Origin of the sequence: Thioalbus denitrificans, from assembly GCF_003337735.1 — a bacterium.
GTDB classification, from domain to species: domain Bacteria; phylum Pseudomonadota; class Gammaproteobacteria; order DSM-26407; family DSM-26407; genus Thioalbus; species Thioalbus denitrificans.
This window is the reverse complement of the sequence record NZ_QPJY01000004.1, coordinates 161199-179793: the sequence shown is the minus strand read 5'-3', so window position 1 is coordinate 179793 and position 18595 is coordinate 161199. Positions and strand designations below refer to the sequence as shown.

Below are 18595 nucleotides of genomic sequence, written 5' to 3'. Positions count from 1 at the left end.
TCCGGTCGCGGGTTTGTTCGGCTCAGTAGATGCTGAAGGGAAAGTAGCGGTGGTTGATGCGATCGTAGGTTCCCTCCATCCGGATCCGTGCCAGGGCCCGGTTGAGCCGCTTCACCAGCGCCAGTTCACCCTTGCGCACGGCAATGTGGGCGGCGCCCGATACATCTTCGGGAGGCAGCGCGTCACCCACGAAATCGAACTCGCGGCCGCGTTCCGAATCGAGGAAATCGAGTCCGTTGAGACTGTCGGACAGGACGGCATCCACCTCGCCGGCGGCGAGCATCGCGAAGGCGTCGCCGCTGGTGGGCGGGGTCACGATGTCGGCGATGTCGGCATAGCGCCGCACGAGGTATTCGGCCTGGACCGAGCCTACCGGGGCGGCCAGCCGCTTGCCGCGCAGATTTTGGCGGTCGGGCTGCAGGCCGCTGCCACTCCGGGCGACGAAGGCGGAACGGGAGCGGTAGTAGTGTTCGGTGAAGTCGACCCGCTGTTCGCGCTCGGGCGTCCGCGCCATGCTTGCGACGATCACATCATACTCTCCGGACTCCAGGCGCGGGATCAGCTCCTCCCAGGGCACGGCGGTGAAAGTGCATTCCGTCTCCAGCGCCGCGCACAGGGCGCGGGCGAGGTCCACGTCGAAGCCGGTGAGCCGGCCCTGCTCGTCGAGGTAGTTGAAGGGCGGGTAGGCCCCCTCGGTGGCGACGCGCAACGGTCCGGCGCCATGGGCAAGGATGGGCAGGAGCATGAAGACCAGGATCAGGACGATGCCGGACCGGTTCCGCTGTGAAGTGCCGGGCAAAGAACTTCCACGGCCCGGATCGGTGCTGGCGGGGTGATGCGAAGCTTTCATCGAGCCTCCCGGCGCATCTGTTTCCAGACGCCCACCCCGAACAGGTCGGGACCCGAATGGGGCGCACCATCTGCCGGGGTGGCTTATTGCTAGGGTAACTATAGCCGGTGCCGGGCGGTTGGACAGGCAGCCGACCGCGATTGCACCGCCCGGCAGGCATGGCCGGATGGTGGGAGGCCGCGGGTCAGTCCATGACCCGCGCCAGCCAGAGTCGCAGCCGCAGCCCCGCTTCGGTGGTGAAGCCGCGCTCACGGTAGCGGATGACACCGTCCCGCACCACGAATGTCGCGGGCACCGCGCGCACGCCCCAGGCTCCCGCAATGAGTCCGTCGGGATCGTTGAGCACCGGCACGCGCAGATCGCGGGCATGGAGATGGGCGGCCACTTCGGCGGCGTTCCCCGACTGCAGGGCGACGGTGATGACGGGATGGTCCCCGGCGATGGACTCGATGCTGTCCTGTTCGAGCCGACAGACGGGGCACCACGTGGCCCAGAAGTGGACCAGGACGGGCGTGTCGCCGATCAGCGGCGCCGGCGATCCGCCACCGAGCAGCGGGCCTGCCAGCGGTGGGGCGGGGCCCAGCGCCAGATCCCGGCTCAGCCAGGCATGGACACCCAGGTAGACGGCCAGCAGCAGGACGATCTCCGCGCTCCAGCGCAGGACCCGGCCGCGACGCCGGCGGGGCGGGGGCTTCGGAGGGTGATTCATGGGCTCGGTACAGCCTGCGGTGCGGCGGAATACGCCGGAGTTGCCCCCATTTGCGGCCGGCCCCGGGTGCGGTGCCTCAATCCCAGTCGATGGTGCAGTCCAGGTTGGCCCAGACCCGGTGCAGTCCGGTGAGTCCCTCCTTGCACATCACCTCGAGCGGCGGTTCCTCGGGAAAGTACTTGCTGCGGTTGTTCAGCCACAGGAAGCCGGCACGGTGGTTCATGGGGTGGATACGGACCAGCGACTCGTTGATGCCGATGATGTGGCGGGCCCGCTCCAGCACGTCCGGGTCATCGGGCAGGGCCTGCATGCCGTCGCGGTAGCGCTTCAGCGCCCGCGGCCGGGTGTTTTCGGGCAGCCCCATGAGCTCGATCTGCAATTCGGGGGCGATGCGCCAGTCCTCCAGGGCGTCGATGGTGCGCTGGGCGAGGCGCAGGCGCTCCTGTTCGGTGTGCTGCGTGGACATGGCCGTCATATCTCCTGGTGCGGTCCGGGAGGAGTGTCATCGGCCCCCTCCCGCATCGACTTCCCGGGGCGCGCGTTACGCTAGGCCGCTGGCCGTCGGGCAATCTGGAATCATTCCAAACCACCCTAACACAGCGGGAGCCGGGGTGAATAACCCACATGGGGGGTAGGATGAGGGTGTCCGAATAAAAAACGGGGTGCCCGCGGGCACCCCGAATATCAGGGGAAAGACGCGTGGCACCGTGGAGGATGCGGTGGGGCGGGCCACACGCACTGTAGTTATTGCAGGAGTTATGCCAATTACATTAATTGATATTAATCAAATCCTTGTGTCGTCCTGGCGGGAATCCTCACGCATGGTTTTGGTGCCCTGCATCATGTCGGCGCCCCAGGATGAGGCATGCCCTGTGCGTTCGCAGAACCGCTCATGGATGCTTCCGCCGGCGATCGCCGAGTACCAGCAGGCAGGGGGTCAGCACCAGGGTCAGGACCGTGGCGAAGGTGAGACCGCCGGCGATGGCCGTGGCCAGCTGTGACCACCACTGGGTGGAGGGGGCGTCGAAGACCACCTCCCGGCCGAACAGGTCGATGTTGAGGCGCATCACCATCGGCGCGAGCCCCAGGATGGTGGTCACCGTCGTGAGCAGTACCGGCCGCAGGCGCTGGGCGCTGGTGCGCAGCACGGCGTCGAGCACTTCCCGTCCCTCGGCCCGCAGCACGTTGTAGGTGTCGATGAGGACGATGTTGTTGTTGACCACGATGCCGGCCAGGGCGATGACGCCGATGCCGCTCATGACGATGCCGAAGGGCTGGCCGGTGGTCAGGAGACCGAGCAGCACGCCGACAGTGGAGAAGATCACGGCGCTGAGGATGAGCAGCGCCTGGTAGAAGCTGTTGAACTGGGTCACCAGGATGATGGCCATGATGAACAGGGCCACGCCGAAGGCCTGGCTGAGGAAGACCTTCGACTCGCGCTGCTCCTCGTCCTCGCCCTTGAAGGCCACCTCCACCAGCGGGTTCCAGTCGGCCTGCTCCTCCAGCCAGGCCTGGATGCGCCTGACCTGGGTGTCGGGAAGGACGCCCTCGGGCACGTCGGCCTTCACCGACAGGATGCGGCGTCCGTCGGTGCGGTTGAGGGTGCCCTCCTTGGGCGCCGGGCGCCGCTCCACGAAGTTGCTGATGGGCACCTGTCCGTAGCGGGTCTCCACCCGCAGCTGATCCAGCTGATCCAGGCCGCGCTTCTCCCCGGGGAGGCGGACCAGGATGTCCACTTCGTCATCGGCGTCATCGGGCCGGTAGGAGGCCACCTTGATGCCGTTGGTGACCAGCTGCACCGCGTTGCCCACCACGGTCACATCGGCGTCGAACCGTCCCGCCTGGGTCCGATCCACCCGGACCTGCCATTCGATTCCCGGTATCGGGCGGCTGTCCTCCAGGTCCACGAAGCCGCCGAGACTCTCCAGCCCGCGCCGCGCCTGCTCCACCGCCGGCGGCAGCAGCGCGGGATCGCGGGCGGAGAGCTCCAGCTGCACCGGCTTGCCCACCGGCGGACCGGACTCCTCCTTGCGCACCTCCACCGTGATGCCGGCGAGATCCGCGGTGCGGCGGCGCGCCTCGGCCATCAGCTCCCGGGCCGGCGGCCGGGTCTGCCAGTCGGTGAACTCCAGCTGCAGGGTGCCGATGACATCCTCGGCCAGATCCTGGCCGCGCAGGGTCAGGCCGGAACGGGCGTAGACCGTCTCCACCCCCGTCATGCCGAGCACCCGCGCCTCCACCTCCCGTACCAGGGCGTCGCGCTCGTACACCGAGAGGTTGCCGCGGGCGTGCACCAGCACCAGGGCGCGCTCCGGCTCCACGTCGGGAAAGAATTCGAGACCGCGGCCGTAGAGTCCGTAGGCGCTGTAGACCCCGAGCAGCAGCAGCAGCGCCACCGCCAGCACCTTGACCGGGTGGTGGAGCAGGCGCTCCAAGAGCCGCACGTACAGCCCGGTGAACCCGCCCATCGTATGCAGGTCGCCGGACTCCGAGGCGGCCAGCCGCCGCCGCGTCGTCTCGTCCTCGTGGCTCGGCCGCCCCACCAGCGCCCCGAGGGTGGGGATGAATACCAGCGCCATCAGCAGCGAGGCGCCGAGGGTGGCCATCAGGGTGATGGGGAGGTACTTCATGAACTCGCCCACCACGCCGGGCCAGAACAGCAGGGGCATGAAGGCGGCCAGGGTGGTGGCGGTGGAGGCGGTGATGGGCCAGGCCATGCGCCGCGCCGCCTGGGCATAGGCGCGGACCCGGGGCTCGCCCTCGGCCATCCGGCGGTCGGCGAACTCGGTCACCACGATGGCGCCGTCGATGAGCATTCCCACCGCCATGATGAGGCTGAACAGCACCACGATGTTGATGGTCAGCCCCAGCGCGCCGATGATCAGGATGCCGGCCAGGAAGGAGCCGGGGATCGCCAGCCCCACCAGGCCGGCGGTGCGCAGCCCCAGGGCCGCCACCACCACCACCATCACCAGCAGCACCGCGCTGAGGATATTGTTCTGCAGGTCGTCGAGCATGGTGCGCACATCCTGCGACTTGTCCTGGATGTAGCTCACCTCCACGCCCGCCGGCCAGCCGGACTGCTCGGCCGCCACCAGGGCGCGCACCTTCTCGCTGGTCTCGATGATGTTCTCGCCCACCCGCTTGGAGACCTCCAGGCTGATGGCCGGCCGGCCGTTCACCCGGGCGAATCCGGCGGGGTCCTTGAAGGTGCGGCGCACGCTGGTCACGTCGCCGAAGGTGACCACCCGATCGCCGCTGACCTTCACCGGCAGGCCGAGCACGTCCTGCGCGCTCTCGAACAGGCCGGGCACCTTGACCGCGAAGCGGCCCTCGCCGGTATCCAGGGCACCGGCGGCCACCAGGCGGTTGTTGCGCTGGATGAAGCGGATGAGCTCCTCGTAGCTGATGCGGTAGCTGTCCAGCACCAGCGGGTCGACGATTACCTCCACCGCCTCCTCGCGATCGCCGGCGATCTCCACCTCCAGCACCTCGGTGAGCCCCTCGATGCGGTCCTTCAGCGCCCGGGCCAGGGCCAGCAGGGTGCGCTCGGGCACATCGCCCGAGAGGGTCATCACCAGCACCGGGAACAGCGCCACGTTGACCTCGTTCACCGACGGCTTGTCGGTCTCCTCCGGCAGCTCCGCCTCGGCGATGTCCACCTTCTCGCGCACGTCCTGCAGCGCCTGGTCGCTGTCGAAGCCGGCATCGAACTCCAGCAGCACCGAGGCGTGTCCCTCGCCGGCGGTGGAACGCATCTCCTTCACCCCCTCGATGGCCTGCAGCTCCTTCTCCATGGGCCGCACCAGCAGCCGCTCCGCGTCCGCCGGGGAGATGCCCTCGTGGCTCATGGAGACGTAGATGATGGGGATGGCGACGTCGGGCTCCGCCTCCTTGGGGATGGTGAGATAGGCGATGGTGCCGCTGGCCAGGATCAGCGCCAGGGTGAGCAGCACGGTCCGGCTGCGGTGGAAGGCGGCGTCGATGAGACTGGTGTGTTCCCGCATGTCAGGGGTCCGGCCGGCGCGCGGCTACTCGGCCACCGCCTCGACGCGATCGCCGTCGCGCACGAAGCCCTGGCCGACAGTGATGATGCGGGCCGGATCGGGCAGTCCGGCCACCCACAGGCTCTCGGCGTCGCTGCGGACGATGTCGACGGGGTGAAAATGGACCACCCCGCCGTCATCCACCGTCTTCACCCCCAGCCGGCCGTCGTCGTCGAGTGCGAGCAGGGCGGACGAGAGGCGGTGGGCCTTTTCGGTGCGTACCGGTATGCGCAGCTCGGCGGTGGTGCCCGCCAGCGCGCGGTGGCCGGGGTTCCCGGCCTCGAGCTCCACGGTGAAGGTGCGGGTGGCGGGATCCGCCGTGGCGGCGATATAGCGCAGCCGGCCCTCGAATTCGGTGCCGTCAATCAGCCGGGCCCTCCCCGGGCTGCCGGTTTCGAGGAGCCCCACTTCACGCTCGGAGACCTGGCCGGTGATGATCAGGGGATCCAGTTCCACCACGGTGGCGGCCGGGTCGTTGACACCGAGTGCGTCGCCCACCTCCACCGTGCGCTCCTCCAGGATGCCCCGGAACGGGGCGCGGATGCGGGTGCGCCCGAGATCGGTGCGGATGGCCTCGCGCTGGGCCCGTGCCGACTCCAGCAGCGCGCGTGAAGCGGCCATCTGGGTCTCCGCATTGAGGCCCTTCCGCTCCAGCGATTGGGCGCCCCGGTACTCGATCTCCCGCTGGGCCACCAGCGCCTCGGCCTCGCGCAGCCGGGCCGGGCGATCCGCCTCGTCGAGCCGGATCAGCACCTGGCCGGCCTCGACCACCGAGCCGCGCGGAACCTCGACGGCTACGACCCGGCCGGCGGTTTCCGCCCGCAGGGTGGCGGTGCGGGCGGGTGCGGTGTTTCCGTGCACGAGGACTTCCCGGACAACGGGGGCGGCTTCAATCCGGCGCACCCGGACTGGCCTGGCCGACGCGGCGGCCGTCTCGACGGTGGGGGGGGCGGCCGGTTCCCGCTCCCCCCGCCCCAGCTGTCCGGACAGGAGCCAGAAAGTGGTGGCCAGGGCGATGGCGAGGGCAATCCAGGCGGAGCGCTTCATGATCGGCGGCGTGTGGACAGGGTGCTCGGGGTCCGCTCTTTCCATCAACGGCGCGGGAAGGCAAGGCCCTCCGTGGCTGCGGTGGCATGTTGAGGGTGGCTATCTTCCAAGCCGGACTTTACCAGAGCGCTGCCCGCAACGGGAGGCGGGAGTTGCAAAAAAGCCGGGGGGCCGAGGCCCCCCGGGAAGGGGGTGAGGAGGAAGCGGCGGGTCTGTTCAGACGCCGTAGAGGACGTCGGTGTCGATCTCGTTGCGCTCCACCACGCGCTCGCCGGCGGGCCGGGCGGGGCTGGAGCTGAGCTGGCCGGTGCCGTACAGCACATCGGTGTCGATCTCGTTGCGCGCCACCCCGTGGCCGGGGAGGGCCATTCCGCTGCTGGCCTGGACGGCGGCGCCGCCGTAGAGGATGTCGGTATCCAGCTCGTTGCGGTTCTCCGCCAGGGCGGCGCCGGAAATGAGGGTCAGGGCCAGGGTGGCGATGCTCAGGGTCTTGGTCTTCATGGTCATCTCTCCAGTCGGTCGTCGTTGCTTGGGTGGGTAAGCCGTTCAGCGTGTTGCGCTGTCGACTGGAGCTTTGCAGAAGCCGTGCCAGTTTCTGGAGCGAGCGTTATAAATGAATCAAAACAATGAGATGCAGGGATTGATGTGTCGCGGGAGGCGCGTCGCGCGCCGCCGGCGAGGCGTGGGTGTCAATGTTTCGTTGCAACGCTTCGTTCAGGCGGAGAAGGGAAGGCCGGACGGAAGATGGCAACACCGTCGCCACCCTAGTGTACTGCGCCACTCCTGGAGGTACTTTCAGAGATCCCCGAAAGCGCCAGGACAAGGCGCAGTACACTAGACACCCATCACCCGCCACCGGACAGCAGCGCGAGGAGTCCGAAGCCGGCGAGCAGGGCGCCGGAAATCCGGTTCAGGCCCGAGGAGCCCTGCCTCAGCAGGCGCCGGCCGAGACTGTCGGCAAGACCGCTGAGGATCAGCCACCAGCATGCCGAACCGGAGAAGATGCCGAATACCAGGATCAGGGTATCGCCGCCGCTGCGCGCAAACGTACCCATGCCCGCGAAGATGGCCATGAAGGAAAGGATGGTCACGGGGTTGGCCAGCGTCAGCAGCAGCGTCGAGAGATAGGTGCCCCCCATCCCCGTGTCTCCGACCCTCGCGGCCTGTGCCCCGGTGTCCGCGGTGAAGGTGCGATAGCCCAGGTAGCAGAGAAACAGCCCGCCACCCAGTTGGATCGGGGTTCTGGCTTCCAGCAGCAGGTGGGTCAACGCTGTGATGCCGAGCCCTGCCAGCAGGCCGTAGAGGGCATCGGCCGTTGCCGCTCCGAGGCCCGCCGCGAGGCCGTGGAGACGATTCCTGGCCAGGGTTTTCTGGATGCAGAGTACGCCGATGGGCCCCACCGGTGCGGCTATGGCCAGCCCGATCAGACCGCCCTGCAGGAACAGATCCGTTGCCACTGCTTCCAACTCCGTGCCGCAGAAGTGCTTGCCTGTATTCAAGATTAATAGCGAATATGGGAAGGGGCTATTATTGAAGGCGAGTCAGGATGCGGATCTTGATTAACAATTAAGGCGAATATCCATAATGACCTTAAAAGCGACATACCATCCCGATGCGGTGAGCTGGCGGCTTCTGGAGGTGTTGCAGGCAAACGGACGGGCGAGTTTCGCCGAACTGGCCCGTGCCGTGGGCATGTCGGTTCCGGCGGTTTCCGAGCGGGTGCGGCGGCTGGAGGAGGCGGGTGTCATTCGCGGCTATCACGCGGAGGTGGATCCGGCCCGCATCGGACTGCCCGTGACGGTGTTCATCCACCTGAAGACACCGGCGAGCCAGTACGATCGATTCCTGGCCATGGCCCGGGCAACAGCGGAGATACGCGAGTGTCACCACATTACCGGTGAGGATGCGTTCATCATCCGGGCGGTGGTGGCCTCCATCGGCCGCCTGGAGGAATTCATCCGGCAGCTGAGCCCGTTCGGAACCACCCGGACCTCAATCGTGATGTCCACCCCGGTTCTCAAACGGGCGTACGGGGCACCGGACGAGGAGCGCTGAGCCGGATCCGGCGCGGTGACTCATGGAAAAAAGCCAGGGGGCGAGCCCCCGGTGGAGAGCAAGGAGGCCGCGGCGGATCCGCCCGGACGCCGTAGAGGGCGCCCACGCACTCACGCACTCAATCCAGCGCCTGCAGCAGGTCGTCCACCAGGTCGTCCACGTCCTCCAGCCCCACCGAGAGGCGGACCATGGACTCGGTGATGCCGCGCCGCTCACGCTCCTCGGCGGCCATCGTATAGTGGGTGGTGGTCACCGGCTGGGTGACCAGGCTTTCCACGCCGCCGAGGCTGGGGGCGATGGTGAACAGCCGCAGGCGGTCCACCACGTCGGCGGTCTCGTCCCCGTCCCCGTCCACCTCGAAGGTGACCATTCCGCCGAAGCCGTGCATCTGCTTCCGGGCCAGGGAGAAGCCGGCGAATTCCGGCAGGCCCGGGTAGAGGACGCGGGTCACCCGGGGGTGTTCGCAGAGGGTCTCGGCCACGGCCCGGGCACTGGCGTTGTGCTGGCGCACCCGGATGGCGAGGGTGCGCAGGCTGCGCATCAGCAGCGCGGCGGTCTCCGGCGCCGGAACCTGGCCCAGGTTCTTGCGCCAGGACCAGATCGGTTCGAGCAGATTGCGGGAGCCCATGACCGCGCCGGCGGTGATGTCGCTGTGGCCACCGAGATACTTCGTGGCGCTGTGCACCACCAGGTCCGCTCCGAGCGCCAGGGGCTGCTGGTTGATGGGGGTGGCGAAGGTGTTGTCGACGGCCACCAGGGCACCCGCGGCATGGGCGCGGTCGCTGATCCCGGTGATGTCGAACACCTCCAGGGTGGGATTGGTGGGGGTCTCGAAGAAGACCAGGTCCACCCCCTGGTCGAGCACCTCCTCCAGGCTGTCGAGTTCGTCGGCGAGGAGGAAGCGGGTGGGGATGCCGAGCAGGGGCAGTTGCGCGGAGAGCAGTTCGATGGTGCCGCCATAGGCATCGCCGATGCAGAGTATGCCCCCGCGCCCATGGGTCAGGAACAGGGCCGACTGGGCGGCCATGCCGGCTCCGAAGGCGAGCGCCGACTCCGCCCCCTCCAGCACCGCCAGCTTGGTTTCGAGGGCCTGGATGGTCGGGTTCATGCCGTAGCGGGTGTAGAAGGCGCCGCTGTGCCCCCCCTCCAGCGTCTCCAGGAGTTCGGCCGTGGAGTCGAACCGGAAGGTGGTGCTGTTGTAGACCGGGCCGTGGACTGCGCCCTGGGGATCACCGGCTTCGCCGGCGTGGACACAGTCGGTCTCCAGGCCGTCGAACTCCTCCTCGTAGTCGTTCATCGTTCACCCTCCCGGGGCCCCGGCCCCGAATCGTCGGTAAGGTCGGATGCGTTCCAGCGTCGGTTGATGGCGTAGGCGCCCACGTCCGGCACGAAAGGCAGCGACAGCAGACCGGCCAGGTTCACGCAGCGGCGCGGCTCACGGATATGGTCGAGACCGATGGTCATGCCCCCATGGCCGGCGGCGGGCTGCGCCTTGTAGGTGCCGAGCAGACGATCCCACCAGGGGAGATTGAAGCCGAAGTTGCTGTTGGTTTCGCTGGCGACGATGGAGTGGTGCACCCGGTGCATGTCGGGCGTGACCAGGAACCAGCGCAGTACCCGGTCCAGGCCCGGGGGCAGGTAGGCGTTGGCGTGGTTGAACATGGCCGTGGCGTTGAGCACCACTTCGAACAGCAGCACCGCCAGGGCCGGCGGGCCGATGACCGCCACCAGCGCCAGCTTGATCACCATCGAGAGCAGGATCTCCACCGGGTGGAAGCGGGCCCCCGTGGTGACGTCGAAATCGAGATCCGCGTGGTGCACCCGGTGCAGACGCCACAGTGCCGGGACCGCGTGGAACATCACATGCTGCAGGTAGATGGCGAGATCGAGGATCAGGAAGGCGAGAATCCCGGCCACCCAGACGGGCGGTTCGAGATTGTTGAACAGCCCCCAGCCGCGCTCGCCCGCCACCACCGCCATGCCCACGGCGGCGGCCGGAAAGATCAGCCGCAGCACGAAGGTGTTCAGAACCACCAGGCCGAGGTTGTTGAGCCAGCGCCGGAGCTTGGACTGGGTCAGGGGACGGCGCGGCGCCGTGACTTCCCACAACGCCATCACGGCGAAAATGCCGAAGAAGAAACCGAGACGGATGGCGGCCTCGTGCTGGCTTATCCATGCGGTCACGGCTGTGTCTCCTCCTCGACCATGGCGATGCAATTCCGGCGTCGGACCTGGTGAATCCCGCACCTCGCCCGAAGCGCCCGCAGATCCACATGCGGCCCCGGTCCGCGTAGGTGGGGGCGCCACTCCAGCCGGAAGAGTACGGGTTGGGACTATCGTGACACCGTCGCGGTGAAGGCGCCAGCATGCCGTCTGGTCCCCTGCCGCGGCCGTTCCGGAAGCGGGCTGCCATATTTTTGCCACATTTCTTCACCGTATCGCCACATCGGCTGCCGCTGGCTGCCCGCTGCCGGGTCTGTAATGTCAACAACGGAAATCTCCGCTGCTGTTCTGCAGTTCCGGCGCGTGCAGGAGGCTCGAACCGGCCAGGGACGGCGCGCTGGGCCAGGTTTCACGGGAGCGCAATTGATGAACACACGGGCGAATCACACCTATGGACTGGCGGAAACGGTGGGCGAGGGGCTGGTGATCAGCCTGCTCCTGGGAACCGGGGCCGGATTGCTGTTGATCCTGCTGGTGTTCCTGATCGCGGCGGTCTGAGCCGCTTCCCGCACCCGTCGACACGGGATTCCGGCGCGGCAACGGGCGGTAGCGGGTAAACTGGCCATATCCTTCCCCTTGCCGGAGAGATTTCCGTGAACTGGCTGGATCGGCTGCCGCTGGGGCCGCTCGTGTTCGGGGCCCTGCTCCTGGGGCTGGCGCCGTTCGCGCCCGAGCCGCACCTGTGGGAGAAGCTGAAAATGCTTGCCGCCGGCGAGCTCGGCCGTCCCATCGATATCTTCGACCTGCTGCTGCACGGGACCCTTCCGGTCCTGCTGCTGGTCAGGCTCCTGCGTCTCGCGGCAGCCAGACGCTGAAGCGCGCGCCACCTCCCCCCGCGCGGTTCTCGGCGCGTACCGAGCCGCCGTGGAATTCCGCCACCAGCCGGACGATGTAGAGCCCCAGGCCCAGGTGCGGCGCGGGATCCCGGCGGGAGCGCACGGAAACCATGGAGTCGAACAGGCGGCCCTCCATGTCCGCGGGCAGCTCCGGCCCGGTGTTCTCCACGCTCAACACGATGCTGCCCGGCCCGGCGGCGAGGCGGACCCGCACCGGCTCGCCGGCGTCGCTGAACTCCACCGCGTTGGCCACCAGCTTGTCCAGCATCTGGGCCACCAGGTCGGGGACACCGATGAGGGCGACGGGCGAACCGGGCAACTCCACGCTGATCGACTGCCCCGGGTAGACGTCGAGATAGCCCGCCACGCACCCCTCCACCAGGGCCCGCAGGTCGAAGTGCTCCCGTTCCGCCTGCTGCAGGGCCTGTTCCAGGCGCGTGGCCTCGCTCATGCGGGCGAGCAGGGTACTGAGCCGGGTCACGCCCTCGCGGGCGCGCTCGGTGTAGACCCGGGAAGCCTCCGGCAGCTCGGAGAGCTCGAGATTCTCCAGCGAGGAGCGCACCACCGCCAGCGGCGTGCGCAGTTCGTGGGAGAGCCGGCCGGTCATGCCCTCCAGGTAGCGGGTGTACTGCTGCAGCCGGCCGAGCATGTTGCCGAAGCTGCGCGCCAGGTCACCGATCTCGTCACCCGCATCATGCCCGCCCACGCGGGTGACCAGGACCCGGCCGTCGCCGCCGATGGCCTGCTCCGCCTCGTTGCGCAGCCGGCGGATGCGCGCGGAGAGCCGCGAGGCGAACCAAAGCAGCCCGAGGATGGCGGCCAGGAACACCGCCAGGGTGACGTTGAAGAGGTTCTCCAGCGCCCGGTTTTGCAGCGTCAGGATGTCGCTATTGGTCTCCTCGACCACCACCGCGCCCAGCACCTGGTCGCCGCTCCTCACCGGGTAGGCGGCCGAGAGGATGCTCAGGCCGCGGACGCTGACGCTGCGCCAGCGGGTCTCCGGACGTCCCTCGAGCGCCCGGTCCACCTCCTGTCCTTCCAGCCGCGCCGCCCCCACCGGGGCGTCATCGAACCCGGCAGCGGGTGGGCTGAGGATGAGCCGGTAGAGACCTGAGAGCAGCTGGCGGGGCAGCGAGGCCGGTTCCGGCTGCGCGCCGGGCCGGGGTTCCTCCGTCGCCGGGCCGAGGCTGCCGGCGAAGGCCAGCACCCGGTGGCGCGGGTCCACCACCCAGATTCGGGCCTGGCTGCGCTCCAGTCCGCGCAGGATTGCCTTGATCTCGGGGGAGGGGAGGGAGAGGCTGCCGAGCGTGTCCGGGGCCCGCGGATCGGCGCTGCCCACCACCGTCTCCACCCGCCGGGTCTGCGGGTCGTCGGCGTCGGCCACGGCGAAGCCGAAGCGGTCTCCCGCCAGGGCCAGGGGCAGCCGCAGCTCGATGTTGTAGCCTTCCGTCGTCTCCTGCCATTCGCCGCGGATGCGCGGTTCGGCCCACGCCCCGCCCGGCGGGGCATCCAGCCGCCGGGCGCTGATCCAGCCGGGCGCGGGGGTGGCGAGCCGGTAGCCATGGTAATGGCCGTCGGGGTCGCGGAAGGCCAGGAGCAGGTGGTCGCCGCCACGGCCTTCGCGATCGCGGGCGGCGGGGTAGACCACCCGGTCGTCCCGCACCTGCAGCAGGACGTAGAGGTGATCGCCGCGCACGCCGAGCAGGAACCTGATGTCGAGGTCAGCCGCGTCCGGCGGCGTCCAGCCGGGCAGCGTCTGGGCCGGGCCGTAGGGCACGCTCAGCCCCTGGTAGGGCAGCCAGTCGTCGGCATAGCCATCGACCACCAGCGGCGTGCTGAGGGGATGGGCATAGGGATTGGCGTGTTCGTCCACGCCGGGGGCGGCGACGGCGGCGCGGAACAGCTCGGTTCGCTCGTGGAGCACCGTGGCGACCGCGCGGGCCGTGCCGAGCAGGGCGTTCTCCTGGCCCTGGCGGAGGAACGCCTCCATCTCCTGGACGTACTGGTAGCCGGCCCAGGGGATCGCCAGCAGCCCCAGGGCCGTCAGCAGCAGCTTGCTGCGCAGGCTCAGGCCGCGGGCGGACATCTCAGCCGGGGCACTTCCAGCGGTAGCCCAGGCCGTGGACCGTCTCGATGCAGTCGAACGCGGGGTCCAATGCGGCGAACTTGCGCCGGATGCGCTTGATGTAGGAGGTGATGGTGGTGGCATCCACCACCGTGCTGGCGTCCTCCATCAGCCGGTCCCGGCTGCGCACGTGGCCGGGATGGCGCACGATGGAGTGGACCATCCAGAACTCGGTGAGCGTCAGCTCCAGGGGCCGGTCCCGCCAGTGGGCCGCCATCCGCTTCAGGTCCAGCCGCAGGGGGCCGCGCTCGAGGACCTCCTCCGCCACGGGCGGAGCGGCGAGCGCCTCCATGCGCCGGAACAGCGCGGCGATGCGGGCGGTGAGGTGGGGCAGGCTGATGTCCTTGGTGAGATAGTCGTCGGCACCCAGCCGCAGGCCCGATACGGCGTCGAGATCGCTGTCGCGGGCGGTGAGGAAAATGATGGGAACTGTGGGGGAGAGCGAACGCAGCTCGCGGCAGAGATCGAACCCCCCCTCGGCCTCGTCCTCCAGTCCGATGTCGATGAGCGCCAGGTCCGGCAGCCGGGTGCGGAATGCCGCCAGGGCGTCGGGCCGGTTGGCGTAGGTACTGACCTGGTAGCCCTGCCGGGAGAAGACGTCGGCGTAGTTTTCGCGGATGGCCGGTTCGTCCTCCACGATGGCGATGCGGCGTCCCATGGCTGCAGTTACTCCCCGATGACCTCGACCCGCAACCAGACGCTGCCGCCACGGCTGCCCGCCATGCGACCGTAGCCGCCGCCTCCGGCCACGCCCGGCGTGCCGGCCGCAATCCCGCCCGAGCCCGCTCCCCCGGAGGCGTATTCAGCGCTGCCTCCCACCTCCACCCATTCACCCAGGGGAGCGCTGATCGTGGTGGCGATGGTGCGCGCCTCCAGCGCCCCGCCGGAAAGGCGGGCCTGGCGCGGACTGATGTCGATGATCACTCCGTCCCCCGTGACCCGGGCCCGGGCGTAGAAGCCGCTGTCGGCGGAGAGGTAGCGGCTGCTCTCCCGGATCGTTCCGCTGCGGGGGTCGTAGCTGTGCTCCCGCACGGGCACGGCGGTGCCGGTACGGATGAAGGCCCAGCCCCCCTCCAGCACCCGCACCTTTTGCCCGGCCTCGTCATGGCGCTCCCCGCTCCGGCCGGAGAGCCGGCCGCGCAGGGATGGCTCCCCTTCCCCCAGGCCCCCGGCGATGTCGCCCCGATCCATGCCGTAGCCCTGGTCCGTGGTCTGGCGCACGCTCACCAGCAGTGTGCGGAGGGGACGGTCCACCTCGGCCAGTACCCCGCGCAGACGGGCGATCTCGGCCGGCTCGGCGCGCACGATGAGCTGGTTGTTGTAGTGGCTGAGCCCCACGCCCGGCCCGGCCAGCGGGCGCAGCAGCGCTTCCGCCTGGGCGCCGGTGAGGTGGCTGAGCTCGATGACCTCCAGGCGTGATTCGGCCATCGCGCCGCTCCAGGCCAGCCACAGCAGCAGCCACAACAGCACGGGTGAGAGGGAGCGGCGGGCGGGCACGGGATCAGAGATGGAGGCGGTTGAGGTTGGGATCCCGCTCGCCCACGTCCCAGGCCTTGTGGAACAGGGCGGCGTACTCGCGGGCCGCGTGGGGCGCGTAGAAGTTGACGCTGCCGCTGTAGCCGCGCGCGGTGTCCCGCAGCAGCAAACCGGTGTCGTCCACCACCAGGTAGGCCTTGTTGAAGCTGCGGTGATCGGGATGGGCATGGCGGATCTCGATGCGGCTGGTGAGCCGCCCTGCCAGTTCCACCAGCCGGTGGCGGCCGTGGATCACCGGCTCCATGTCCTGTACCAGGATCCGCACCCAGGAGAGGTGATGGCGGCGGGCCAGGGCGCTGACCGCGTCGATGAAATCGGCGTCGTCGTAGACCTTGCGGTCCAGGTCGTGAGTGAAGATGAGCAGGGTGCGATGGCCCTGCCGCACCAGCTCGGTCGCCGCAGCGCGGCAGTCGTCGCTGGTTTCGAGGGGCACCGGCGTGTCGGTCTCCCCGAGGACATGGCGGCTGAGATCCAGCATGGCGCGTTCTCCTTTCCGGCCCCGTGAACGTTGAAATTACACCACGAAGGCACGAAGGACACGAAGAAAAGAGTAAAGACAAAAACCATGTAACCGCAGATTGCGTTGATTTTCGTGGATGGGCATGTGCGGTTGTTCAACCGGCAGTCAGATTTGATCCGCGCACGGGACTTACCAAAGGCGGCGCCAGGACGGTATCCGCTGCAACATGACGGCTGTCCGGTTTGCACACAAAGAAATCTGCGTTAATCAGCGTAATCTGCGGTTAACTTCATCATTTCTTCGTGTCCTTCGTGCCTTCGTGGTGAAAAGAAAAACGTTCTGGCCACCTGGCCTCAGCAGTTGCGGGCCTGTTCGGCGGCGTTGCCGGTGTAGGTGGCGGGGGTGAGCTCGAGCAGGCGCGCCTTGGCCGCGTCGGGAATCTCCAGGCCGCGGATGAAGGCCCGGACCGAGTCGCGGTCGATGCCGCCCCGGCCGCGGGTGAGTTCCTTGAGACGCTCGTAGGGCTTCTCCACGCCGTAGCGGCGCATGACCGTCTGGATGGGCTCGGCCAGCACCTCCCAGGCGTTGTCCAGATCCTCGGCCAGGCGCGGGGGATTCACCTCGAGCTTGCCGATGCCCTTGAGGCTGGACTGGTAGGCGATGAGGGAGTGGGCCACGCCCACGCCCAGGTTGCGCAGCACGGTGGAATCGGAGAGATCGCGCTGCCAGCGGGAGACCGGCAGCTTGCTGCCGAGGTGCTGGAACAGGGCGTTGGCCACGCCGAGGTTGCCCTCGGAGTTCTCGAAGTCGATGGGGTTGACCTTGTGGGGCATGGTGCTGGACCCCACCTCGCCGGCCACGGTCTTCTGCTTGAAGTAGCCGAGCGAGATGTAGCCCCAGACGTCGCGGTCGAAATCCAGCAGCACGTTGTTGAAGCGGGCCACGGCGTCGAAGTACTCGGCGATGTAGTCGTGGGGTTCGATCTGGGCGGTGGAGGGGTTCCACTCCAGGCCGAGGCTTTCCACGAAGTCCTTCGCGACCACCGGCCAGTCCACCTCCGGGTAGGCGGAGAGGTGGGCGTTGTAGTTGCCCACCGCGCCGTTCATCTTGCCCAGCAGCGGTACCTGCACCAGGGTTTCCCGCTGGCGCCGCAGGCGGTGGACGAAGTTGGCCATCTCCTTGCCCAGCGTGGTGGGAGAGGCCGGCTGGCCATGGGTGCGGGCGAGCATCGGCTGGTCGGCCAGGTCGTGGGCCAGCGCGGTGAGGGCGTCGATCAGCGTGTCCATGGCCGGCAGCAGCACCTGGGTGCGGGCCTCGGCCAGCATCAGGGCATGGGCCAGGTTGTTGATGTCCTCGGAGGTGCAGGCGAAGTGGATGAACTCGCTCACCGCCGCGAGCTCCGCGTTGCCCGCGATGTGCTCCTTGATCAGGTACTCCACCGCCTTCACGTCGTGGTTGGTGGTGCGCTCGATGTTCTTGACCCGGCGCGCATCCTCCTCGGTGAAGTTTTCCGCCAGCTCCTCCAGCAGCTGGCGGGCATGGGCGCTCAACCCGGGCACCTCGGGAATGCTCTCCAGTCCGGCGAGCAGTTCCAGCCAGCGGACCTCGACCCCGACCCGGTGACGGATCAGGCCATACTCGCTGAAGATGGGGCGCAGCTCCGCCGTCTTGCTGCCGTAGCGGCCGTCGATGGGGGACACGGCGGTCAGGGTGGAGAGTTCCATGGGCACTCCTTGGATCACGTGAATCGGTCGCCACACGCCCGGGACGGATCGGCCGGGCCGGAAAACCACTAATGATACACCAAGGTCCCGGAGGCCGTCTCACGCCACCGCCTTGCGCCGCAGGGCCAGGATGCCGGCCAGGCATACCAGCACCATGCCGGCCAGGGTCACGGGGCCGAGGGTCTCGTCCCAGAGCATCCGGCCGTAGAGAGCGGCGAAGACCACGGCGGTGTAGGTGAAGGGGCCGATGCGGCCCACCGGGGCCAGCGAATAGGCCCGGGTGAGCAGCAGCTGGCCGATGGTGGCGAGCCCGCCCACCCCCATCAGCAGCAGCCATTCACGGGGTTCGGGCGCACGCCAGTACCAGGCCAGCGGCAGCGCCGCGACCGCGGTGGAGAGCAGGCTGTAGTAGAAGACGATGCGGGTGGGCGGCTCGATGCCCGCCATGCGGCGGATGCCGACGAAGGCCAGCGCCGCCAGCACGCCGGAGGCCAGTCCGGCGAGGGCCGCCGGCTGGAAGACTCCGAAGCCGGGCTTGAGTATCAGTAGGATGCCGGTGAAGCCCGCGGCGATGGCGATGTAGATGCCCCGGGTCACCGGTTCACGCAGCCAGAACCAGGCGATGAGCGGGGTGAACAGCGGTGCGGTGTAGTTGAGCAGCACCGCCTCGCCGAGGCGCAGCTCGGCGATGGCGTAGAAGAAGCAGAACATGGCCGCCACGCCGCTCAGGCTGCGCCCCAGGTGGAGCCGGAGATGGGGCGTGGCCAGGCCGCGGACCCCGTGGCGCAGCATCCACGGGGTCATGGCCAGCAGGCCGAACAGGCTGCGGAAGAAGACCACCTGGGTGTAGTGCAGTTGGCCGGTGGAGATCTTGATGACCGCGCCCATGGAGGCGAAGGCGAGGGCCGCGCCCACCAGCAGCAGGGCGCCGCGCTGGATGTCCCGGTGGTTCATCGTGGCAGCAGGTCGCGGGTTGGGTGTCGG

General features: G+C 68.6%; 18 protein-coding genes. 3 read left to right on the top strand and 15 right to left on the bottom strand.

The features are described 5' to 3' along the window. Positions 1 to 22: 22 nt before the first annotated feature. From DFQ59_RS10765 to DFQ59_RS10735, 7 genes are all read right to left on the bottom strand, one after another. Complete coding sequence (locus DFQ59_RS10765; protein WP_114279709.1) at positions 23 to 850, bottom strand: transporter substrate-binding domain-containing protein; 828 nt, start codon at positions 848 to 850, stop codon at positions 23 to 25. Between the two features lie 184 nt (positions 851 to 1034). Then, positions 1035 to 1559 carry a protein disulfide oxidoreductase gene (locus DFQ59_RS10760; RefSeq protein ID WP_114279708.1) on the bottom strand — a complete coding sequence of 175 codons (525 nt, stop codon included), beginning with the start codon at positions 1557 to 1559 and terminating at the stop codon, positions 1035 to 1037. 76 nt (positions 1560 to 1635) lie between these two features. Next, complete coding sequence (locus DFQ59_RS10755; protein ID WP_147275228.1) at positions 1636 to 2025, bottom strand: hypothetical protein; 390 nt, start codon at positions 2023 to 2025, stop codon at positions 1636 to 1638. A 424-nt stretch (positions 2026 to 2449) separates the two neighbouring features. Further along, positions 2450 to 5566, bottom strand: coding sequence for an efflux RND transporter permease subunit (locus DFQ59_RS10750; protein WP_114279706.1), 3117 nt, complete (start codon positions 5564 to 5566; stop codon positions 2450 to 2452). 24 nt (positions 5567 to 5590) lie between these two features. Further along, positions 5591 to 6697: an efflux RND transporter periplasmic adaptor subunit gene (locus DFQ59_RS10745; RefSeq protein WP_114279705.1), complete on the bottom strand. Its 1107-nt coding sequence runs from the start codon at positions 6695 to 6697 to the stop codon at positions 5591 to 5593. Positions 6698 to 6868: 171 nt separating this feature from the next. Then, on the bottom strand, positions 6869 to 7153 hold the full coding sequence (locus tag DFQ59_RS10740; protein ID WP_147275227.1) for a hypothetical protein: 285 nt from the start codon (positions 7151 to 7153) through the stop codon (positions 6869 to 6871). Between the two features lie 344 nt (positions 7154 to 7497). Further along, a complete protein-coding gene (locus tag DFQ59_RS10735; RefSeq protein WP_211314884.1) occupies positions 7498 to 8109 on the bottom strand; it encodes a LysE family translocator in 612 nt (203 codons plus the stop codon). 160 nt (positions 8110 to 8269) lie between these two features. Between DFQ59_RS10735 and DFQ59_RS10730 the strand changes: the two genes are divergently transcribed. Then, on the top strand, positions 8270 to 8707 hold the full coding sequence (locus tag DFQ59_RS10730) for an Lrp/AsnC family transcriptional regulator (RefSeq protein ID WP_211314883.1): 438 nt from the start codon (positions 8270 to 8272) through the stop codon (positions 8705 to 8707). A 118-nt stretch (positions 8708 to 8825) separates the two neighbouring features. On the opposite strand, the gene DFQ59_RS10725 is transcribed toward DFQ59_RS10730, so the two are convergent. Further along, on the bottom strand, positions 8826 to 10004 hold the full coding sequence (locus DFQ59_RS10725; protein ID WP_114279702.1) for a trans-sulfuration enzyme family protein: 1179 nt from the start codon (positions 10002 to 10004) through the stop codon (positions 8826 to 8828). Beyond that, complete coding sequence (locus DFQ59_RS10720; RefSeq protein WP_114279701.1) at positions 10001 to 10891, bottom strand: sterol desaturase family protein; 891 nt, start codon at positions 10889 to 10891, stop codon at positions 10001 to 10003. The genes DFQ59_RS10725 and DFQ59_RS10720 overlap by 4 nt, the downstream gene beginning before the upstream one ends. Positions 10892 to 11296: 405 nt before the next feature. On the opposite strand from DFQ59_RS10720, the gene DFQ59_RS20535 reads away from it, so the two are divergent. Then, positions 11297 to 11428: a hypothetical protein gene (locus DFQ59_RS20535; RefSeq protein ID WP_281268251.1), complete on the top strand. Its 132-nt coding sequence runs from the start codon at positions 11297 to 11299 to the stop codon at positions 11426 to 11428. 95 nt (positions 11429 to 11523) lie between these two features. After that, the gene (locus DFQ59_RS10715) at positions 11524 to 11745 is read left to right on the top strand and encodes an RND transporter (protein WP_114279700.1); all 222 of its coding nucleotides are present in this window, start codon (positions 11524 to 11526) and stop codon (positions 11743 to 11745) included. On the opposite strand, the gene pdsS is transcribed toward DFQ59_RS10715, so the two are convergent. The 6 genes from pdsS to DFQ59_RS10685 form a co-directional block, all read right to left on the bottom strand. Further along, complete coding sequence (pdsS, locus tag DFQ59_RS10710) at positions 11711 to 13852, bottom strand: proteobacterial dedicated sortase system histidine kinase (RefSeq protein WP_170142130.1); 2142 nt, start codon at positions 13850 to 13852, stop codon at positions 11711 to 11713. The two genes, DFQ59_RS10715 and pdsS, sit on opposite strands and share 35 nt — an antisense overlap. Before the next feature lies 1 nt (position 13853). Beyond that, positions 13854 to 14549 (bottom strand): proteobacterial dedicated sortase system response regulator, encoded by a 696-nt coding sequence (gene pdsR, locus DFQ59_RS10705; RefSeq protein ID WP_114279698.1) that lies wholly within the window; start codon positions 14547 to 14549, stop codon positions 13854 to 13856. Between the two features lie 8 nt (positions 14550 to 14557). After that, complete coding sequence (locus DFQ59_RS10700; RefSeq protein WP_147275226.1) at positions 14558 to 15319, bottom strand: secretin N-terminal domain-containing protein; 762 nt, start codon at positions 15317 to 15319, stop codon at positions 14558 to 14560. 73 nt (positions 15320 to 15392) lie between these two features. Continuing rightward, a complete protein-coding gene (locus DFQ59_RS10695) occupies positions 15393 to 15905 on the bottom strand; it encodes a DUF7931 domain-containing protein (RefSeq protein ID WP_114279696.1) in 513 nt (170 codons plus the stop codon). 335 nt (positions 15906 to 16240) lie between these two features. Continuing rightward, on the bottom strand, positions 16241 to 17611 hold the full coding sequence (gene purB / locus DFQ59_RS10690; RefSeq protein WP_114279695.1) for an adenylosuccinate lyase: 1371 nt from the start codon (positions 17609 to 17611) through the stop codon (positions 16241 to 16243). Positions 17612 to 17710: 99 nt separating this feature from the next. Further along, positions 17711 to 18565 (bottom strand): DMT family transporter, encoded by an 855-nt coding sequence (locus tag DFQ59_RS10685; RefSeq protein WP_114279694.1) that lies wholly within the window; start codon positions 18563 to 18565, stop codon positions 17711 to 17713. Positions 18566 to 18595 lie beyond the last annotated feature (30 nt).